General features: G+C 66.4%; 17 protein-coding genes. 6 read left to right on the top strand and 11 right to left on the bottom strand.

What is annotated here, in order from left to right:
- Window position 1: 1 nt before the first annotated feature.
- From ACTAQI_RS03000 to ACTAQI_RS02980, 5 genes are all read right to left on the bottom strand, one after another.
- Window positions 2-1,240: a pseudouridine synthase gene (locus ACTAQI_RS03000; protein WP_457949462.1), complete on the bottom strand. Its 1,239-nt coding sequence runs from the start codon at window positions 1,238-1,240 to the stop codon at window positions 2-4.
- A 126-nt stretch (window positions 1,241-1,366) separates the two neighbouring features.
- Entirely contained in the window at window positions 1,367-1,936 is a 570-nt protein-coding gene (gene scpB, locus ACTAQI_RS02995) for an SMC-Scp complex subunit ScpB (protein ID WP_457950976.1), read from the bottom strand.
- Window positions 1,937-2,052: 116 nt separating this feature from the next.
- Window positions 2,053-2,868, bottom strand: a complete 816-nt coding sequence (locus ACTAQI_RS02990) for a segregation and condensation protein A (RefSeq protein WP_457949460.1) — start codon at window positions 2,866-2,868, stop codon at window positions 2,053-2,055.
- 7 nt (window positions 2,869-2,875) lie between these two features.
- Entirely contained in the window at window positions 2,876-3,775 is a 900-nt protein-coding gene (locus tag ACTAQI_RS02985; RefSeq protein WP_079597205.1) for a ParA family protein, read from the bottom strand.
- Between the two features lie 233 nt (window positions 3,776-4,008).
- Window positions 4,009-5,352, bottom strand: coding sequence for a cation:dicarboxylate symporter family transporter (locus ACTAQI_RS02980; protein WP_457949458.1), 1,344 nt, complete (start codon window positions 5,350-5,352; stop codon window positions 4,009-4,011).
- Window positions 5,353-5,509: 157 nt separating this feature from the next.
- Between ACTAQI_RS02980 and ACTAQI_RS02975 the strand changes: the two genes are divergently transcribed.
- Window positions 5,510-7,144 carry a sensor histidine kinase gene (locus tag ACTAQI_RS02975; RefSeq protein ID WP_457949456.1) on the top strand — a complete coding sequence of 545 codons (1,635 nt, stop codon included), beginning with the start codon at window positions 5,510-5,512 and terminating at the stop codon, window positions 7,142-7,144.
- On the top strand, window positions 7,141-7,854 hold the full coding sequence (locus ACTAQI_RS02970) for a response regulator (RefSeq protein ID WP_457949454.1): 714 nt from the start codon (window positions 7,141-7,143) through the stop codon (window positions 7,852-7,854). The genes ACTAQI_RS02975 and ACTAQI_RS02970 overlap by 4 nt, the downstream gene beginning before the upstream one ends.
- A 33-nt stretch (window positions 7,855-7,887) precedes the next feature.
- On the opposite strand, the gene ACTAQI_RS02965 is transcribed toward ACTAQI_RS02970, so the two are convergent.
- Window positions 7,888-9,792: a propionyl-CoA synthetase gene (locus ACTAQI_RS02965; protein WP_457950975.1), complete on the bottom strand. Its 1,905-nt coding sequence runs from the start codon at window positions 9,790-9,792 to the stop codon at window positions 7,888-7,890.
- A gap of 172 nt (window positions 9,793-9,964) precedes the next feature.
- Between ACTAQI_RS02965 and ACTAQI_RS02960 the strand changes: the two genes are divergently transcribed.
- The 4 genes from ACTAQI_RS02960 to ACTAQI_RS02945 all read left to right on the top strand — a co-directional run bounded on the left by ACTAQI_RS02960 (window position 9,965) and on the right by ACTAQI_RS02945 (window position 14,237).
- The gene (locus ACTAQI_RS02960; RefSeq protein ID WP_457949452.1) at window positions 9,965-10,621 is read left to right on the top strand and encodes a GntR family transcriptional regulator; all 657 of its coding nucleotides are present in this window, start codon (window positions 9,965-9,967) and stop codon (window positions 10,619-10,621) included.
- Window positions 10,614-12,134, top strand: coding sequence for an MmgE/PrpD family protein (locus ACTAQI_RS02955; protein ID WP_457949450.1), 1,521 nt, complete (start codon window positions 10,614-10,616; stop codon window positions 12,132-12,134). Before ACTAQI_RS02960 ends, ACTAQI_RS02955 begins: the two co-directional genes overlap by 8 nt.
- The gene (gene prpB, locus ACTAQI_RS02950) at window positions 12,134-13,036 is read left to right on the top strand and encodes a methylisocitrate lyase (RefSeq protein ID WP_457949448.1); all 903 of its coding nucleotides are present in this window, start codon (window positions 12,134-12,136) and stop codon (window positions 13,034-13,036) included. Before ACTAQI_RS02955 ends, prpB begins: the two co-directional genes overlap by 1 nt.
- A gap of 61 nt (window positions 13,037-13,097) precedes the next feature.
- Window positions 13,098-14,237 carry a bifunctional 2-methylcitrate synthase/citrate synthase gene (locus tag ACTAQI_RS02945; protein ID WP_457949446.1) on the top strand — a complete coding sequence of 380 codons (1,140 nt, stop codon included), beginning with the start codon at window positions 13,098-13,100 and terminating at the stop codon, window positions 14,235-14,237.
- An 83-nt stretch (window positions 14,238-14,320) separates the two neighbouring features.
- Here ACTAQI_RS02945 and ACTAQI_RS02940 read toward each other — a convergent pair whose 3' ends face one another.
- The 5 genes from ACTAQI_RS02940 to ACTAQI_RS02920 all read right to left on the bottom strand — a co-directional run bounded on the left by ACTAQI_RS02940 (window position 14,321) and on the right by ACTAQI_RS02920 (window position 17,952).
- Window positions 14,321-14,803 carry an 8-oxo-dGTP diphosphatase gene (locus ACTAQI_RS02940; RefSeq protein ID WP_457949444.1) on the bottom strand — a complete coding sequence of 161 codons (483 nt, stop codon included), beginning with the start codon at window positions 14,801-14,803 and terminating at the stop codon, window positions 14,321-14,323.
- Window positions 14,804-14,838: 35 nt separating this feature from the next.
- Window positions 14,839-15,618: a hypothetical protein gene (locus tag ACTAQI_RS02935; protein WP_457949442.1), complete on the bottom strand. Its 780-nt coding sequence runs from the start codon at window positions 15,616-15,618 to the stop codon at window positions 14,839-14,841.
- A gap of 2 nt (window positions 15,619-15,620) precedes the next feature.
- Window positions 15,621-16,124, bottom strand: a complete 504-nt coding sequence (locus tag ACTAQI_RS02930) for an RNA polymerase sigma factor (protein ID WP_457949441.1) — start codon at window positions 16,122-16,124, stop codon at window positions 15,621-15,623.
- A gap of 128 nt (window positions 16,125-16,252) precedes the next feature.
- Complete coding sequence (gene xerD / locus ACTAQI_RS02925; protein WP_457949439.1) at window positions 16,253-17,293, bottom strand: site-specific tyrosine recombinase XerD; 1,041 nt, start codon at window positions 17,291-17,293, stop codon at window positions 16,253-16,255.
- The gene (locus ACTAQI_RS02920; RefSeq protein ID WP_457949438.1) at window positions 17,293-17,952 is read right to left on the bottom strand and encodes an NUDIX domain-containing protein; all 660 of its coding nucleotides are present in this window, start codon (window positions 17,950-17,952) and stop codon (window positions 17,293-17,295) included. Before ACTAQI_RS02920 ends, xerD begins: the two co-directional genes overlap by 1 nt.
- Window positions 17,953-17,972: the final 20 nt, after the last annotated feature.

Raw genomic sequence — 17,972 nt, 5'->3', positions numbered from 1 at the left:
GTCAGAGCCCTACGGATGCCAGCAGGTGGCCGACTTCCTGCTTGCCCAGGTTGCGGATGCTGCCCTGGCGCTGGTCCCCGAGCCCAATGGGGCCCACCTTGACGCGGACCAGCCGCTGGACCGGGAAGCCAACAGCATCGAAGAGGCGGCGGACAATCCGGTTCTTGCCGGAGTGGAGCACAACCTCAATCAACACGTGGCCCGGGGTGGAGTCCACCAGGCGGAAGGAGTCAACCGAAGCGAACCCGTCCTCCAGCTCGACGCCCGCCTTCAACTGGGCGCCGACCCCCTGCGGGAACGGGCCGCGCACCTGCACCAGGTAGGTCTTGGGAACCTCGTATGACGGGTGGGTGAGCCGGTTGGCGAGTTCGCCGTCGTTGGTCAGCAGCAGCAGGCCTTCGGTGGCGACGTCGAGCCGGCCCACGTGGAAGAGGCGTTCGCCGGTATTCTTGTTGCTTTTCAGGAAGTCGCTGATGCAGGGACGGCCTTCGGGGTCCTCCATGGTGGACACCACGCCCTTGGGCTTGTTGAACACCATGTAGACCAGGTTCTCGTCCAGCTGGATCCGCAGGCCGTCAACATGGATGACGGCAGTCTTGGGATCCACGCGGACGCCGAGTTCGGTGACCACCTGGCCGTCCACTTCAACGCGGCCTTCAGCGATCATTTCCTCGCAGACGCGCCGGGACGCGACTCCTGCGGAGGCCATCACCTTCTGGAGGCGGACGCCGTCGGCATCGTGGAGTTCGGACTGGGGAACGTTGCCGCGGGGGCCCTTCTTCCGGGCGGGTTTGCGGACCGGACCGAGGTTCTGGCCAAAGCGTTCGCTGCCGAAGGCGCGGGAAGCGGCTGCACCGGGAGCGCCGGTACGCGGCTTGGCCTTGGGGGCGCCGGGAGTTCCGGGGGCCTTCTTGGCGCCGGGCTTGCGGGCAGCGGGCTTGCGCGACGACGGCTTGGCACCCCTGGCGCCCTCAGCTCCACGTCCCTGCTGCTCCCCTGCGAGGTCGGGGTCCACGAAGCGTTCTTCGCGCGGCTTGGGCGCACGGTTCGGGCGGTCCCCGCCGAATCCTGAAGCGCGCTTGCCTGCTCCGCCGCGGGAGCCTCCGCTGAAACTGCCGCCCTGTGTTGGGTTGCGCTGCGCTGAACTGCGCTGTGCTGAATTGCCCTGTGAACCGCTGCGTTCGTTCCCGCCGCGTCCCGAGCTGTTACGTGGTGAACCCTGGCGTCCCGCCTGTGTCATGACCCGTCCTTCAATGTGTTTTGGCCGGCAGAGATGTCCAAGGACAACCTTAGCCAGCCACGCAGACTTCGTCTGCCCTGATAAATAAACCTGCTCATTGGATTGGTGCCGGCAGGGTTGTCCCGCCTACATCGTCTCGGCGTCGTAGAACTCTGCGATCCCGTCGAGCCCCGGAAGGTGCGGCGACAGTTGGGGCAGGTCCCCCACCGAACTGATTCCCATCCGTTCGAGGAAATACGAGGTAGTCCGGTAGAGGATTGCGCCGGACTCGGGATCCGTTCCCGCGTCCTCGATCAGCCCGCGCTGGGCCAGCGTCCGTACGACGGAGTCAACATTGACACCGCGAATTGCAGACACGCGCGCCCGGGAAACGGGCTGGCGGTACGCGATGACTGCCAGTGTTTCCAACGCCGCCTGGGTAAGCCTGGCAGTCTGTCCCTCAAGCACGTACTTGCCCACAATGTCGGCAAACTCCGCGCGGGAATAGATCCGCCAGCCACCGGCGATGTTCCGCAATTCAAAACCCCGGGGGCTGGAACCTATACCAGCGCTGCTGGCACTCTCCATCTCCGGGGCTTTAACAGTATAGCCGTTATAATCGCCCTGCAGTTCTGCCAGCAGGGAACGGACCGCATCGACCGTCAGCCCCACCCCGGCGGCCAACTCATCCTCCGTGGCTGGTTCATCCAACACCATGAGGACCGCTTCCAGGGCAGCCTTGGCGCCGCCGGGAAGGTCGGCGAAGTCCGGGCCGTATCCCGTCCCCTCCTGCGGATCGCTGCAGTCCCGCTCCCTCTCCTGTGCCTTGGGGTTCACAGTTGCTCCTCATATTCTTCGCTCAGGTTTTCCGCCGACCAGTCCCGCACGCCGGCCGTCCAGTGGATGGCAAGCTCCGCCAGCGGGGACAGTTGGTCGAACGAGACAGCCCTGTCCCGGAACAGCTCCAGGAGGGCCAGGAACCGTGCCACCACCACCAGCGTGGAGTCGGCGTCGGCAATCAGGGACCGGAAGGTCAGCGGAGACTCGGACTGAAGGCGGCGCCCCAGTACTTCGGCCTGCTCCTTGACGCTGACGTTGCTGCCGTGGAGGTGGCCCAGTGCCACCTGCGGTGGTTGCGCCGGCACCTTGGGCCGGAGCGCGGCCTCGGCCAACGCAGCAAACTGTTGGGGGGTGTGTTTCCAGACCAGTTCGGGGAGCATCGCCGCGAAATGTTCCTCAAGCGCCACCTGCCGCGGAAAGCGGCGGCCTTCCTGGTGCAGCGTTTCGCCCAGGATGCCTGCCACCTGCTTGAACGCCTTGTACTGGAGTAGACGGGCGAAGAGGAGGTCCCGCGCTTCCAGCAGGGCGATGTCCTCGTCGTCCTCGACTTCACCGGCAGGGAGGAGCCGTGCCGCCTTGAGGTCAAGCAGGGTGGCGGCAATCACCAGGAACTCGCTCGCCTCGTCCAGGGCCCATTCTTCACCGAGCTGCTGCAGTCTGCGGATGTACTTGATGAACTCATCGGTGACCGTGGCGATGGCCACTTCAGTGATGTCCAGCTGGTGCTTGGCGATCAGTCCCAGAAGGAGGTCGAACGGACCGGTGAAGTTGGCCAGCCGCACCTCGAAGCCGGGTTTGGATTCGGCCACGGCGTGCTTAGGGTGCGCCGCCGCGGGAGATCAGCTCCTTGGCGAGCCGGCGGTAGGCGTCGGCCCCCACGTGGTTTCCGGCGTAGCTGGTGATGGGCTCCGCGGCCACGGTGGCATCAGCGAACTTAATGGAGCGCTTGATCACGGTTTCAAAGACCTTGTCACCGAACGCCTCCACCAGGCGCGTGATAACTTCGCGGCTGTGCAGCGTCCGTGCGTCATACATGGTGGCCAGCACGCCGTCCACCTGCAGCCGCGGGTTCAGCCGGTCCTGGACCTTGTCGATGGTTTCGACGAGCAGGGCCACGGCGCGGAGGGCGAAGAACTCGCAGATGAGCGGGATGATGACGCCGTGGGCCGCGGTGAGGGCGTTAACGGTCAGGAGGCCCAGGGAAGGCTGGCAGTCGATGAGGACGACGTCGTAGTCGTCTTCGACTTTCTTGAGCGCACGGTCCAGGACCTGTTCACGCGCCACCTCATTGACCAGCTGCACTTCCGCGGCGGAGAGGTCGATGTTGGCCGGCAGCAGGTCGACGTTCTCGACGCCGGTCTGGTGGATGGCGTCGCGGATGTCCACCTTGCGGTCCATCAGGACGTTGTACACGGTGAGGTCAAGCTCATGCGGGTTGACGCCCAGGCCGGCGGACAGCGCGCCCTGCGGGTCGAAGTCCACGAGCAGGACGCGGCGACCGTACTCGGCGAGCGCCGCGGCCAGGTTGATGGTGGAGGTGGTCTTCCCCACGCCACCCTTCTGGTTGACCATGGCGATGACGCGGGCCGGGCCGTGGGAGGACAGCGGCGCGGGTTCCGGGAACTCGCGGTATGGGCGTCCCGTAGGGCCCATCACCGCGTTTTCCAGGTCGAATTCCGTGCCCTCCAGAGTTGCTGAACCCTGTTCGCTGCTCACGTATCTGTCCACACTTTCGATGACGGTGATTTCCTGCCGCTGGCTGACCAGCGCCGTTCGTTCTGCTCCCTAGGTTACAGCGCCCGACACGGTATTCGACGGAACTTGACTTTCCGCGAATGTTGAGCCTTGACCCTCTAGCTGAGGTCTAAGGTTGAAGTGCCGGGCAACAAAAAACCGCCCCCGCAGCGTGGCTGCGGGGGCGGTTTTGCGTGTCGTACGCGGCTGGCCGGCTAGGCCTTGGCAGCCTCGAGTGCGCCTTCTTCCTTCGGCGCCATCTCGCCGTGGCCGGCGATCATGGTCTGCTCATCGAAGGGCACTTCGCCGGAGAGGACGCGGGCAACCTGGCCGCCGTCGATCTCTTTGACCCAGGTGCCCACCAGGACCGTTGCCACGGCGTTGCCGGTGAAGTTGGTCAGGGCCCGGGCCTCCGACATGAAGCGGTCGATGCCAACGATCATGCCCACGCCGCCCAGCAGCTCGGGACGGTGTGCCTGCAGGCCTGCCGCGAGGGTGGCAAGGCCGGCGCCGGTCACGCCGGCGGCACCCTTGGAGGCGATGATCATGAAGACCAGCAGGGAGACTTGTGCGCCGAGGTCCAGCGGGGTTCCCATGGCGTTGGCAACGAAGAGGGAGGCCATGGTCAGGTAGATGGCGGTTCCGTCCAGGTTGAAGGAGTAGCCCGTGGGAACGGTGACGCCCACAACCGGCTTGGAGACGCCGAGGTGTTCCATCTTGGCGATCAGGCGGGGCAGCGCCGCTTCCGAGGAGGAGGTGGAGAAGATGATGAGGTACTCACGTGCCAGGTACTTCATCAGCTTGAAGATGTTCACGCCGGCAACCACCTGGAGGAGGCCGCCCAGGATGACCACGATGAACAGTGCACAGGTGATGTAGAAAGCAATCATCAGGGTGAACATGCTCACGATGGCCTGGAAGCCCGTTGCGCCGACGACGGCGGCGATGGCGCCGAAGGCACCGACCGGAGCGATCCACATGATCATGATGAGGATGCGGAACACAAGCGCCTGGGCGTGGCCGATGGCCTTGAGGATCGGAGCGCCCTGGGCGCCCATCTTCTGCAGCGCGAAGCCAACCAGGATGGCGGCGAGCAGGGTGGGCAGGACAGGGATGTCACTGGGGATGATGCCCATCAGGAAGTCCACGGTGCTGTCCGTGGCGGCCTTCTTGTTGGGATCGTAGGGCGTCAGCTTCAGGCCTTCGCCGGGGTGGATCAGGTTGCCCACCACCAGGCCAATGGCCAGGGCGAAGGTGGACATGATGATGAAGTAGCCCAGTGCGAGGCCGCCCACCTTGCCGACGGTGGCCGCCTTGGCGATGGAGCCGATGCCCAGGACGATGGTGCAGAAGATGACCGGGGCGATCATCATCTTGATGAGCTTGACGAAGCCGTCACCCAGGGGCTTGAGGGACTTGCCCACCTCCGGGAAGAGCAGGCCCACCACCGCGCCGAGGACGACGGCGGCGATTACGGCAATGTAGAGGTAGTGGGACTTGTCCAGTCCCTTGCGCCGCGGCGTCGCGGTCTTGAGCGACTCTCCTCGTTGAGAAGCCATGATGTGTCTCCTTGTGGATATTCTGATAGACGTTGCGGCGCAGTCTCTGGGCTCAACACGTCCGTGCAATGTGATATCCATCATTGGGCACCCCGTGATCCAGCTCACCGTTGCGTTCATATTGGTCGCGGCAGCCGCAGGGTTAAGGGAGGCAGGCATGATCCACCGCTGGAGTATTGCCCGCCGGCTCTTCCTGGCGAACCTCCTGATCGTCATATCCTTCATCGCCATTGTGGGAACGGCCGCATACGTTGACGCGCGGGACCGGACGTATGACGAGGCCGGCCGCCGCATGGAAGGGGTGGCCGCCTCCATCGCCGCCAATCCCCTGGTGCTGCAGGCAGCAGCCACGCCGGACCCGTCGGCCCTCCTGCAGCCCTACGCGAGGGATGTCACCAGCGCGGCCCATATCGACTTCATTACCATCATGGCTCCCGACCGGACCCGCTGGACGCACCCGCGGGATGAAGAACTGGGCCGCCCATACATCGGATCCATCGACGCCGCGCTGCGGGGACAGCCGTTCACCGAGGTAACCGCTGGCACCCTTGGTCCTTCCGTCCGGACAATCGTTCCGGTCAAGGACGCCGCGGGGAACGTCAAGGCGCTGGTGGCGGCCGGCGTTACCGTCCGCAGCGTCGATGTGGCGTTCGCCGGGCGCCTGCCGGTCCTGCTCGCCGTCGGCATCGCCCTGCTGCTGGGCGGATCCCTGGCGTCCTGGCTGCTGGGAAGGTATCTCCGCAGGGTAACGCGCGGCTGGGGGCCGGAACAGCTGGCGCAGCTGTTCGCATACTACGAATCGGTACTGCACTCGGTCCGCGAGGGGCTGATCCTCATCGATGCCAGGAAGCGCGTGGTGATGTACAACGACCACGCTGCCGATCTGCTGGGCCTGGCCGAGACCGGAAGCAACGATCCCACCCGGCCGCCATCGCTGTCGGACCTCCCCCTGGACAGCGAACTGCGGAGCCTGTTTGATTCCGGACGCACCACCAAGGACGAGATCGTCCTGACGGGCTCCCGCGTGCTGGTGGTCAACCAGGGGCCGGCCCGGGCCCCCGAATCCCCCGGGGCACGCGGCAAGGTCCCCGTGTACGGAACGGTGGCCACTCTCCGGGACCGGACCGAGATTGAAGCCCTTGGCAACGAACTCCAGACCATGCGGACCCTTTCCGACGCGCTGCGGGCCCAGACCCACGAACACGCCAACAGGCTTCACACGATGGTTTCGCTCCTGGAACTTGGCCGGACGGGGGAAGCCCTCGATTTCGCCACCCAGGACCTGGCCCTGAGCCAGCAGTTGACAGACGATATGCTGAGCTCGATCGATGAACCGGTGGTCGGAGCCCTGGTCATGGGCAAGGTGGCCGAGGCCCACGAACGCGGCGTCCAGCTGGATGTCTCCACCCTCGGCTCCGGCGCGGCACCCCGGGTGGCCGTCCAGGACCTGGTGACGATCCTGGGCAACCTGCTGGACAATGCCATCGATGCTGCCGCCGATGCGCCGCCGCCGCGGCGGGTTGTCCTGACCCTGGAGGCGGACGAAGAAGGAATGGACATCGCCGTTGACGATTCAGGGGCGCCCATCGACCCCGCAGACTCCGAAAAGATTCTCCGGCACGGATTCAGTACGAAGCCCGCCGGGACGGGGGGCCGGGGCATTGGCCTGGCCCTGGTCCGGCAGGCTGTGCAGCGTTTGGGCGGTACGCTGGCCATCAACGGCCGGCGCGGCGCCAAGTTCGAAGTATTCCTGCCCACGGCGGTGTCCGCGGAGAAGGAGCACAGACAGTGAGCAACATCCGGGTCCTCGTCGTCGAAGACGAGGCCATCGCTTCGGCGGCCCATGCCGCGTACGTGGGGCGGCTGGAAGGATTCGAGCTCGCGGGGACCGCGCCCGACGGCCAGTCCGCCCTGCGGCTTCTCAACGAGTTCGTGGCCGCTGGAGAGCCCGTGGAACTGGTTCTGCTGGACATGAACCTGCCCGACCTGCACGGCCTGGACATCGCCCGGCGGATGCGTTCGGCGGGCATCCTCGCGGACATCATCGCCATCACCGCCGTCCGCGAGCTCGCAATTGTCCGCAGCGCCGTTGCCATCGGTGTGGTCCAGTACCTGATCAAGCCCTTCACCTTCGCCACCTTCTCCGACAAGCTGGAGAACTACCGACAGTTCCGGCAGCAGCTGGCCGGTTCCAGCGGCAGTCCCGGCAAGGGGGGCGCCTCGCAAAGCGAGGTGGACCAGGCCTTTGCGAGCCTCCGGGCGCCGTCCGAACTCCCGCTCCCCAAGGGCCTCTCGACGTCGACGCTTGGCTCCGTCCAGGAGTTCCTCCGCGGGCAGCCCGAGGCAGTGTCCGCCACCGAGGTCATGGATGCCCTGGGCATGTCCCGGGTGACGGCGCGGCGCTACCTGGAGTACCTTGCCGACGCCGGCACGGTTTCCCGCACCGCCCGCTACGGCACGCCGGGCAGGCCGGAGAACGAGTACCGCTGGAACGCCCGCTGAAGCACTTCGGGGCTGAACGCACCCGCCATGCCGTCAGCGGGCTTCCGCCCCGCCCACCCGGAGCGTGCCGATCAGCTGGTCGATAACCCCCGGATCTTCGATGGTGGAGGGCACGGTGTACTCCTCGCCGTCTGCGATCTGGCGCATGGTCTTGCGGAGGATCTTCCCGGACCGGGTCTTGGGCAGGGCGTCCACCACCGTCACGTGCTTGAAGTCCGCAACCGCACCAATGTCCCGCCGCACCAGTGCCACCAGGTCCTTTGCCAGGACATCTTCAGGGATGTCCACCCCTGATTTGAGCACCACGTAACCGCTGGGACGCTGGCCCTTGAGGGGGTCGGCGAGCCCAATGACCGCGCACTCGGCGACAGCCGGGTGCTGGCCGATCACCTGTTCCATGGCGCCGGTGGACAGCCGGTGGCCGGCAACATTGATGATGTCGTCGGTGCGGCCCATGACGAACAGGTACCCGTCCTCGTCACGGTAGCCGGAATCGCCCGTGGCATAGCAGCCCTCGAACGCCTGCAGGTAGGACGAGATGAAGCGTTCGTCATTTCCCCACAGAGTGGTGAGGGTGCCCGGCGGCAGCGGCAGCCCCAGAACGATGTTGCCTTCGGTTCCGGGCTCCACTTCCCCGCCCGCGCCGTCGAGGATCCGCAGCCGGAATCCGGGCATGGGAACGCTCGGGGAGCCGGCCTTAATGGGCAACGGCTCCAGTCCCCGCGGATTGGCACAGATGGCCCAGCCGGTTTCGGTCTGCCACCAGTGGTCCACCACCGGGACGCCGAGGACCCGCGATGCCCAATGGAAGGTGTCGGTGTCCAGCCGCTCGCCGGCGGCGAAGAGCGTCCGCAGGCTGGAGACGTCGTAGTTTCCCAGCAGCAACGCCTCCGGATCGGCCTTCCGGATGGCCCGCAGCGCGGTAGGGGCGGTGAACAGCACGTTGACCTTGTGGTCCTGGACCACGCGCCAGAACGCGCCCGCGTCCGGGGTGCCCACCGGCTTGCCCTCGTACATCACGGTGGTGGCGCCGGCCAGCAGCGGACCATAGACGATGTACGAGTGCCCCACCACCCAGCCCACGTCCGAGGCGGTCCACATCACGTCACCGGGACCGATGTCGTAGATATTCTCCAGGGTCCAGCGCAGGGCGACGGCGTGGCCGCCGTTGTCCCGCACCACGCCCTTGGGCGCGCCGGTGGTCCCGGAGGTGTAAAGGATGTACAGCGGGTCCGTGGCCTGCACCGCGACGGGCGCAGCAGGGCTGGCCGATGCCATGGCCGTATCCCAGTCCAACCAGCCGGCGTAGTCTGCGGCCGACGATGCGAAGCCGTCGCGTGCTTTGACCAGGACGGGGATATCAGGGGTGCCGGCCAGATCGAGGGCCTCCGCGACCGCCGGCAGGTACTCGATGCGCCGGGCGGGTTCGATCCCGCCGGAGGCCGTGACCACTGCGGCGGGGGCGGCATCGCGGATCCGCGCGGCGAGCTCCTTGGGCGCAAAGCCGCCAAAGACCACCGAGTGGACCGCGCCCAGCCGTGCGGTGGCCAGCATGGCGATGGCCGCCTCCGGGATCATCGGCATGTAAATCACCACCCGGTCGCCCTTGCCTACGCCGTGATTCCGCAGTACGCCGGCAAAGCGGGCCACGACGTCCGTCAGTTCAGCGTAGGTGTAGCGCTGCTGTGTTCCCAGCATGGCTGAGTCATGGATCAGGGCATCCTGCCCTCCGCGGCCCTCCGCGACGTGCCGGTCCAGCGCGTTGTAGCAGGTGTTCAGCTGCCCGTCCGGAAACCAGCGGTAGAGAGGCGCCCGGCTGGAGTCCAGGGCCCGGCCCGGCGGAGCGATCCAGGAGATTTTTTGCGCTGCCGCCAGCCAGAAATCCTCGGGCTGTTCGACGCTGCGCTGGTAGCTGTCCCGGTAGCTGTTGGTGACCATGAGGGGTATCCCGTCCACGACGATGTGATGCAGCCATGGTAGCGGGCGGCGGCCGCCTCCCACAAGGGTTTTGTATACATGGGGCGGCGCCGATTCCTTATTTTCCGGATTTTACTGTATTCGGGCAGCTGTTTTGTATACACTGGTGCCGTCACCGAGGAAGGAGACCACCATGCGCGCCAGTGACAAGGCCTATGCGGCCCTGCGCGACGACATCATCGAATGGCGCCTGGCGCCCGGCACCGTCCTGGCCGAGGTGGAACAGTCCGAGCGCCTCGGCGTCTCGCGCACACCCCTGCGGGAGGCACTGGGCCGCCTTACGGCGGAAGGGCTGACGACGGCGGGCGGCCGCGGCGTCGTCGTTACCGACATCTCGCTTGAGGACATCGACGAACTGTTCGAACTGCGCGAAACCCTTGAAGGCAAGGCCGCGGCATTGGCCGCCCGGCGCGGCGACGCCGGCACGTTCGAGCAACTTCAGCGTGAACTGCTCGAGGCTCCGCGGTTGATCAGCGGCGACAACCCCGCCCTGCACGACTATTACGAACTGGTGGGCCGGCTCGACACAGCCATCGACGCCGCCATCTCCAACTCCTACCTGGCCCAGGCCATGCGAAGCCTGCGCGTGCACCTGGTCCGGATCCGACGGCTCGCCGCTGATGACGCCTGCCGCCTCACCGCCGCAGCCGCCGAACACGCCGCCATCGCGGAGGCCATCGCAGCCGGCAACCCGAAGCTCGCCGAGGCGGCTACCGTCGTCCACCTGCACCGAAGCCTCTCCCACGTCAAAGCAACCCACGCATCCCAACCGAAGGAGCATCATGGTTAAGGAACACCACGTCCGCGTCTACAAGAGTGAAGAAAACCTGCCCCGCGAGGACCAGCTCGCCTACAAGATCGCCCAGGTCGCGGCCGATCCCGTCGCCGTCACCGACGAAGTGACCGACATGGTGATCAACCGCGTCATTGACAACGCGTCGGTGGCCATCGCTTCCCTGAACCGGGCCCCGATCGTCGCAGCACGCGCCCAGGCGCTCACGCACGGACCCAGCACCGGCGGCAAGGGTTCCAAGGTCTTCGGCATCGAGGAGCGGGTGGCGCCGGAGTGGGCTGCATGGGCAAACGGCGTGGCTGTCCGGGAACTGGACTACCACGACACCTTCCTCGCCGCGGAGTACTCCCACCCCGGCGACAACATCCCGCCGATCCTTGCCGTCGCCCAGCACGTCGGCGCCAACGGCCACGACCTGATCCGCGGCATCGCCACCGGCTACGAGATCCAGGTCAACCTGGTCAAGGCCATCTGCCTGCACAAGCACAAGATCGACCACGTGGCGCACCTGGGCCCCTCCGCAGCCGCCGGGATCGGCACCCTGCTGGGCCTCGACGTCGAAACCATCTTCCAGTCCGTGGGCCAGGCGCTGCACACCACCACCGCCACCCGGCAGTCCCGCAAGGGCGAGATCTCCACCTGGAAGGCCCACGCCCCGGCGTTCGCCGGGAAGATGGCCATCGAGTCCGCGGACCGGGCCATGCGCGGCCAGACCTCCCCCGTGCCCATCTACGAAGGCGAAGACGGCGTCATCGCCTGGATGCTCGACGGCCCGGACGCGTCCTACATGGTCCCGCTTCCCACGCCCGGTGAAGCCAAGCGCGCCATCCTGGACACCTACACCAAGGAACACTCCGCCGAGTACCAGGCGCAGGCCTGGATCGACCTGGCCCGCAAGCTGCACCGTGAACACCCCGAGGTGACCGACCCGGCCAACGTCGAGTCCGTGCTGATCAAGACCAGCCACCACACGCACTACGTGATCGGCTCCGGCGCCAACGACCCCCAGAAGTACTCCCCCACCGCGTCCCGCGAAACCCTGGACCACTCCATCCCGTACATCTTCACCGTGGCACTGCAGGACGGCGCCTGGCACCACGTGGACTCCTACGCCCCGCAGCGCGCCGCACGCCCGGACACCGTGGAGCTGTGGCACAAGGTCACCACGGTGGAAGATCCGGAATGGACCCGCCGCTACCACTCCCTGGACATCGCAGAAAAGGCCTTCGGCGGCTCCGTGGAGATCACGCTCACCGACGGCACCGTCATCACCGATGAAATCGCCGTCGCCGACGCCCACCCCCTCGGCGCCCGCCCGTTCGCCAGGGAGCAGTACATCAACAAGTTCCGCACGCTCGCCGCAGGCCTGGTGGAGGAGGCCGAGATCGAACGGTTCCTCGCCGCCGTCGAACGCCTCCCGGAACTGGCGGCCGGGGAACTGGACCAGCTGAACATCACCGCCGCTCCCGGCGTCATCGACCTGGCGGCGGCACCGAAGGGACTCTTCTGATGCTGTATTCGAAGACCACCCCGGAGCAGAAGCGGATCCGGTTCCGGGAACTGCTTTCCTCCGGGACCATCCAGCAGTTCCCCGGCGCGTTCAACCCGCTGTCGGCCCGGCTGATCGAGGAGAAGGGCTTCGCTGGTGTTTACATTTCCGGCGCCGTCCTGGCTAATGACCTGGGCCTGCCGGACATCGGGCTCACCACGCTCACGGAGGTGGCCACCCGTGCCGGGCAGATCGCCCGCATGACGGACCTGCCCTCGATCGTCGACGCCGACACCGGGTTCGGCGAGCCCATGAACGTGGCCCGGACCGTGCAGGAACTCGAGAACGCAGGCCTGGCAGGGCTGCACATCGAGGACCAATTCAACCCGAAGCGCTGCGGCCACCTGGACGGCAAGAACGTGGTGGACCTGGAGACCGCCACCAAACGCATCCGCGCCGCGGCCGACGCCCGCCGGGACCCGAACTTCCTGATCATGGCCCGCACCGACATCCGGGCCACGGACGGCCTCGAGGCCGCCCAGCAACGTGCCAAGGCCCTGGTTGAAGCCGGGGCGGACGCGATCTTCCCGGAAGCCATGAAGGACCTCAGCGAATTCCAGGCCATCCGGGACGCTGTTGACGTGCCGATCCTGGCGAACATGACCGAGTTCGGCAAGAGCGCGCTGTTCACCGTGGAGGAGTTGGCCGGCGTGGGCGTCAACATGGTCATCTACCCGGTGACGCTGCTCCGTAGTGCCATGGGTGCTGCTGAGCGTACTCTGGAATCGATCAAATCCGACGGCACCCAGGAGGCCCAGGTTTCGAGCATGCTGACCCGTGCGCGTCTCTACGACCTCGTCGATTACGAGGCCTACAACCGCTTTGACACCGGGGTCTTCAACTTCCAGATCCCCGGTGTCTGACACCCCACCGGACTGCCGGCCCCGGCCGGTCAACAGGCGTTAGGAACAAAGGAGTTTCAGCATGGCTGAAAATGAGATCAAAAAGGGCCTTGCCGGCGTCGTGGTGGACTACACCGCGGTCTCCAAGGTCAACCCTGACACGAACTCCCTGCTGTACCGGGGCTATCCCGTCCAGGAACTGGCGGCCAGGTGCAGCTTCGAGGAAGTGGCCTACCTGCTGTGGAACGGGGAGTTGCCCACCAAAGAGCAGCTGGCTGAGTTCACCGCGAGGGAGCGCGCCGGCCGCGCCCTTGACCCCGTGGTCAAGCAGGTCATCGATGCCTTGCCGGTGACCTCGCACCCGATGGATGTCTGCAGGACCGCGGCCTCCGTGATGGGCGCCCGGCATCCCCTGGCCGAGGACTCCTCGCGGGAGGCCAACATGGCCAAAGCCGTGGACCTGTTCGCTGCCATGCCCGCGGTAGTGGCCTATGACCAGCGCCGCCGCCACGGCCAGGAGCTGGTGGAGCCGCGGGAGGATCTGGGCTACTCGGCGAACTTCCTGTGGATGGCCTTCGGCGAGGAGCAGGTTCCGGAAGTCATCGAGGCCTTCAACGTCTCGATGATCCTCTACGCCGAGCACTCCTTCAATGCGTCAACGTTCACCGCGCGCGTCATCACCTCCACGCTCTCTGACTTGCACTCAGCGGTCACAGGAGCCATTGGCGCCCTGAAGGGTCCGCTGCACGGCGGAGCGAACGAGGCCGTGATGCACACCTTCGACGAGATCGGCATCCGGCAGGAAGAGTCGCTCGAAGAGGCTGCGGCCCGGGCGAAGGCCTGGATGGAGGATGCCCTGGCGCAGAAGAAGAAGGTCATGGGCTTCGGCCACCGCGTCTACAAGCACGGTGATTCCCGGGTGCCCACCATGAAGGCCGCCCTGGACAAGATGATCGCGCACTACGGCAGGCCGGAGCTGCTGGGGCTGTACAACGGACTGGAGACGGCGATGGACGAGGCCAAGGCCATCAAGCCGAACCTGGACTACCCCGCCGGGCCCACGTACCACCTGATGGGCTTCGACACCCCCACGTTCACTCCCCTGTTCGTCGCCAGCCGGATCACCGGCTGGACGGCGCACATCATGGAGCAGCTGGACGCGAACTCGCTGATCCGCCCGCTGAGCGAATACAACGGCGTGGAGGAACGGCACCTGGCCTAGCCTTTGGCAGGAACGTCCGACGGCGGGCGGGCACCCTGGTGCCTACCCGCCGTCGGACGTTTAACGGCCTGGCGTTTGTCCTCCTAGCCCAGGAGGCTTTCAGACGACGCGACGGACTCGTTATCGGTGTGCATGGTGACAACCACATTCACCCGGCCGCCTTCGAGCACCACGGGCAGCCAGTGGTCGGCGTCCTGCCACATGCGGTCCACCGGAAGGGCCTGGACGCTGAACCACTCAGGCAGGATTTCGTCGCTGGGCACCGGCTCGCCGTGCCAGGTGCGCGCGGTGAAGAGACGGGTGGCCATGTTCCATTCCGGCCTGGCGGGGAAGACAAAACGGACGGTACCGGCGTCAGCCAGGTCCTCGTGACGGAGCACTACTGCGGTTTCTTCGAGGACCTCACGGATCACCGCCTGAGCGTCGGTCTCCCCCGGTTCCACGTGGCCGCCGATGCCAACGATCTTGCCCTTGCCGAAGCCGGTTTGCTTCAGTCCCAGCAGCACCTCGGCACCAGTTGGCCCCTCGCGCAGGAGGAAACACAGGGTGACTGCGGTGTATCTCATGTGCCCCACCCTATAACCGGCCCCAGTGGGCGGAGTTATTTGGCCGCCGGACCGTCGCCAACGAGTTCCTGCCGAAGTTCCACCGGAATCCCCTTCTGCTCGAATTCCTTGTCCATCGCCTGCTGGGGTGTCAGACCCTGGTTGTTCATCGCCTGGAATTCCCAGTTGAAGACACTCGAGTAGATTTGCCGGAAATCGCAAAGGAACCGGCCGTCCTGCAGCTTTGCGAGCTGGTACCAGGCGTTGCCGCCGTCGAGCTGCTGCGCCCTGGCTCCTTCATCGGAGATGGAGAACGCGAGCCATCCTTCGGCACAGCCCAGGACCGTGTAGTACTTCTGCTCGGCGGCGGGAATCGGCAGGATTGCCCGTTGCTGGTCACTGCGCTGCAGGTCCACGTTGGCCATGGTGCACGCCACACCGCCCGTTTCCGGCGTTGCCGCTCCGTTGCCGGCAGGGGCGGTTGACGCCGCTACCGGCAGCCCGGCACTTGACGGGGGGCTTGGGGTCGCGGAGGGGCCGGCCGTTGTGGCGGGGGCAGTGCCGGTCCGAGCGGGACCAGGCACCGGCTGCGGCATGATGGTGCCGCCCACCACCACTGCTCCCGCCACTGCCGCGGCAGCGAGGACAGTAGCAGCGGCGGTCCGCACGGCAGTTCGCCGTACCGGAGGGCGCCCTCCTGATGTGCCGCCGGCCGGGTAAAGGACGTCCGGGTCGGCGGGAAGGATGATGGAGCGGACGGCATCGTTGCCAGGGACCCGGTCCGATGCCCCGGTCCGGGGTTTGGCAGCTTTCATCAGCTGTTCGATGCGGTCCATGGCTAATCCTTCCGTTCGGTCATGAGGTGCTGGGGCGCGGCATTCGCGAATGCGCGGCGGGCCCGGTGCAGCCGCACTGCAGCGGCGCCGGGGGAACATTCCAGGGCCTGGCCCAGTTCGGGGATGGTCAGATCGTCCCAGTAGCTGAGCATCAGGACTTCGCGGTCGCGTTCCCTCAGGCGGATGAGCACTTCCGCCACGGCCTCCTGTTCCGCCGTGTCCGGCTCAGGGCACTGTCCGCGGGCCTGGTCCTTCAGGCGTTCGATGAGCTCCTGGCGGCGACGGCGGCCCCTGTACTCATTTCCGAGCACATGCCGTGCGGTGGCCAGCAGCCACCCGATGCCGGGCGGTTCCGGCAATTGTTTCTCCCAGGCAATCCTGAATACGTCCGCCGCGAGTTCCTCGGCCCGGTACCGGTCTGTGATGCGGCAGGCGATGTAGCGGTAAACCCGCCCGGAATGCTGAGTGTGGAGTTCAATGAACGCCTGCGCTTCTGCGGCCAACATAGTGTTTCCCCCGGACCCCGTGATGACTTCCTCGTAAAAGCTAAGTGTCCCGGGCCTGACCATTTCTTACAGTGCACACAGGATATTTTTCCGGCTGGGGATAGCGGGCCGGCAAGGAGCCCGGCTGGTCAGCCCAACGCGCGGGGATGCGCCGCGGCGTAGATCTCGCGCAGGGTATCGGCGGTGACCAGCGTGTACACCTGTGTGGTGGTCACGGAGGCGTGGCCCAGCAGTTCCTGCACTACCCGAACGTCGGCGCCGCCTTCAAGAAGATGGGTGGCGAACGAGTGCCGCAGCGTGTGCGGCGATACATCCCGGGTGATGTTGGCTTTCTCCGCTGCCGCCTTCAGGATGGTCCAGGCACTCTGCCGGCTGATCCTGCCGCCGCGGGCATTGAGGAACAGCGCCGGCGTGCCCTTCCCTTTGGCGGCAAGCAGCGGGCGTCCGCGGACCAGGTAGGCATCGAGTGCCCGGGCCCCGTAGGATCCCAGCGGCACCAGGCGTTCCTTCGATCCCTTGCCGAAAAGCCGGACAATGGCAGGGCCGGATTCCGGCTCGGCAAGGGAGATATCGTCAACGTCCAGTCCCACAGCTTCACTGATCCTGGCGCCGGTGGAGTAGAGGAATTCAAGCAGGGCGCGGTCACGCAGTCCCGTGGCGGTGTCCGTTCCCGCCGCTTCAAGGATGCGGGTTACCTCGTCAACGCTGATGGCTTTGGGCAGCCGTTTGCCGGCCATGGGCGGATGCACTTCGCTGGCCGGATCCGCTGGCGTGTGGCCCTCCAGGGCCCAGAACTTGTGCAGCCCCCTGACGGCCACCACGGTCCGGGCCGCGGAGCGCACGCCCAGGGTGGAGCCGCCGTCGGACCCGTCGGAGAGGGCACGGACGTAGCCGGTGACATGGTGCCGGGTGATGTCCCCGGGGCGCGAGCAGCCCGCGGCGGCGAGGTAGCGGGCGTACCTGGCCAGGTCCCTCCGGTAGGCTGCCAGGGTGTTTGCGGCCAGTCCCCGTTCCACGCCCACGTGCTGGAGGTAATCGGTGATTCCCCGGTCGATCGCGGACGGGATTCCCGCAGGGGCGGCACCGGCCGTTCCAGCGCCCGGAGCCGGTCCGACCACAGGTGCGGGTTCCACCTCTGGTGCCGCTTCAGCCGCAGGACCCGGACCCATCAGCGCTGGCTGGGGTGCGCGGGCCAAGGGGCGTCGGCGGGGCGGAGTCCCTCGTAGCTGCCTGCCCGGGCGGCCGCGGCGGCGAGGATCCCGACGACGGCGGACGGGTTGTGCAGGCGGCCGGCCAGCACAGAGTCCACGGCATCGTCCAGGCTGATCCAGTGGAATTCGATCTCCGCTTCCTCATCAGTCCGCTCGTGGCGCTCGTGATGCGGCACCTCCGTGAGGTCGCGCGCCAGATAGATGCGGATGGCCTCACTGGAGGACCCCGGGGAATTGAAGACATCGGCCAGCACGTTCCAGGTCCCGGCCGCCAAATCTGCTTCCTCAGCGAGCTCCCGTGCCGCCCCCACCACGAAGTCTTCGCCTTCGATGTCCAGCAGGCCCGCGGGGACCTCCCATAGATCCATGCCCACGGGGTGCCGGTACTGCTTCAGAAGCAGGATCTGGCCTTCGTCATTCATGGGCAGGACGGCAACAGCGCCGGGGTGGTCGATGTAGTCACGGGTGAGGGCGTCCCCGGATTCGGAGAGCTGGAAGGTATCGCTGACGACGTCCCAGATCCGGCCCTGGTAGACCTTCTCAGTGGACAAAAGACGGCGCGGGCTTGGTGCATCCGAAACCTGTTTGGCAGGGGTGGCTTCAGGTGTACCAGGCATCGCGCCGTCCTTTTTGTTCT

This window comes from Pseudarthrobacter sp. alpha12b, assembly GCF_054130495.1.
The sequence above is the reverse complement of the archived record's forward strand: the minus strand, read 5'-3'. Positions and strand labels throughout refer to the sequence as shown.

What these genes read in the sequence shown, in the direction of transcription:
- ACTAQI_RS03000 (WP_457949462.1), bottom strand. Translation starts at nt 1,240, where the DNA reads ATGACACAGGCGGGACGCCAGGGTTCACCACGTAACAGCTCGGGACGC.
- scpB (WP_457950976.1), bottom strand. Translation starts at nt 1,936, where the DNA reads ATGGTGTTGGATGAACCAGCCACGGAGGATGAGTTGGCCGCCGGGGTG.
- ACTAQI_RS02980 (WP_457949458.1), bottom strand. Translation starts at nt 5,352, where the DNA reads ATGGCTTCTCAACGAGGAGAGTCGCTCAAGACCGCGACGCCGCGGCGC.
- ACTAQI_RS02975 (WP_457949456.1), top strand. Translation starts at nt 5,510, where the DNA reads ATGATCCACCGCTGGAGTATTGCCCGCCGGCTCTTCCTGGCGAACCTC.
- ACTAQI_RS02965 (WP_457950975.1), bottom strand. Translation starts at nt 9,792, where the DNA reads ATGGTCACCAACAGCTACCGGGACAGCTACCAGCGCAGCGTCGAACAG.
- ACTAQI_RS02960 (WP_457949452.1), top strand. Translation starts at nt 9,965, where the DNA reads ATGCGCGCCAGTGACAAGGCCTATGCGGCCCTGCGCGACGACATCATC.
- ACTAQI_RS02955 (WP_457949450.1), top strand. Translation starts at nt 10,614, where the DNA reads ATGGTTAAGGAACACCACGTCCGCGTCTACAAGAGTGAAGAAAACCTG.
- prpB (WP_457949448.1), top strand. Translation starts at nt 12,134, where the DNA reads ATGCTGTATTCGAAGACCACCCCGGAGCAGAAGCGGATCCGGTTCCGG.
- ACTAQI_RS02945 (WP_457949446.1), top strand. Translation starts at nt 13,098, where the DNA reads ATGGCTGAAAATGAGATCAAAAAGGGCCTTGCCGGCGTCGTGGTGGAC.
- ACTAQI_RS02940 (WP_457949444.1), bottom strand. Translation starts at nt 14,803, where the DNA reads ATGAGATACACCGCAGTCACCCTGTGTTTCCTCCTGCGCGAGGGGCCA.
- ACTAQI_RS02935 (WP_457949442.1), bottom strand. Translation starts at nt 15,618, where the DNA reads ATGGACCGCATCGAACAGCTGATGAAAGCTGCCAAACCCCGGACCGGG.
- ACTAQI_RS02930 (WP_457949441.1), bottom strand. Translation starts at nt 16,124, where the DNA reads ATGTTGGCCGCAGAAGCGCAGGCGTTCATTGAACTCCACACTCAGCAT.
- xerD (WP_457949439.1), bottom strand. Translation starts at nt 17,293, where the DNA reads ATGGGTCCGGGTCCTGCGGCTGAAGCGGCACCAGAGGTGGAACCCGCA.
- ACTAQI_RS02920 (WP_457949438.1), bottom strand. Translation starts at nt 17,952, where the DNA reads ATGCCTGGTACACCTGAAGCCACCCCTGCCAAACAGGTTTCGGATGCA.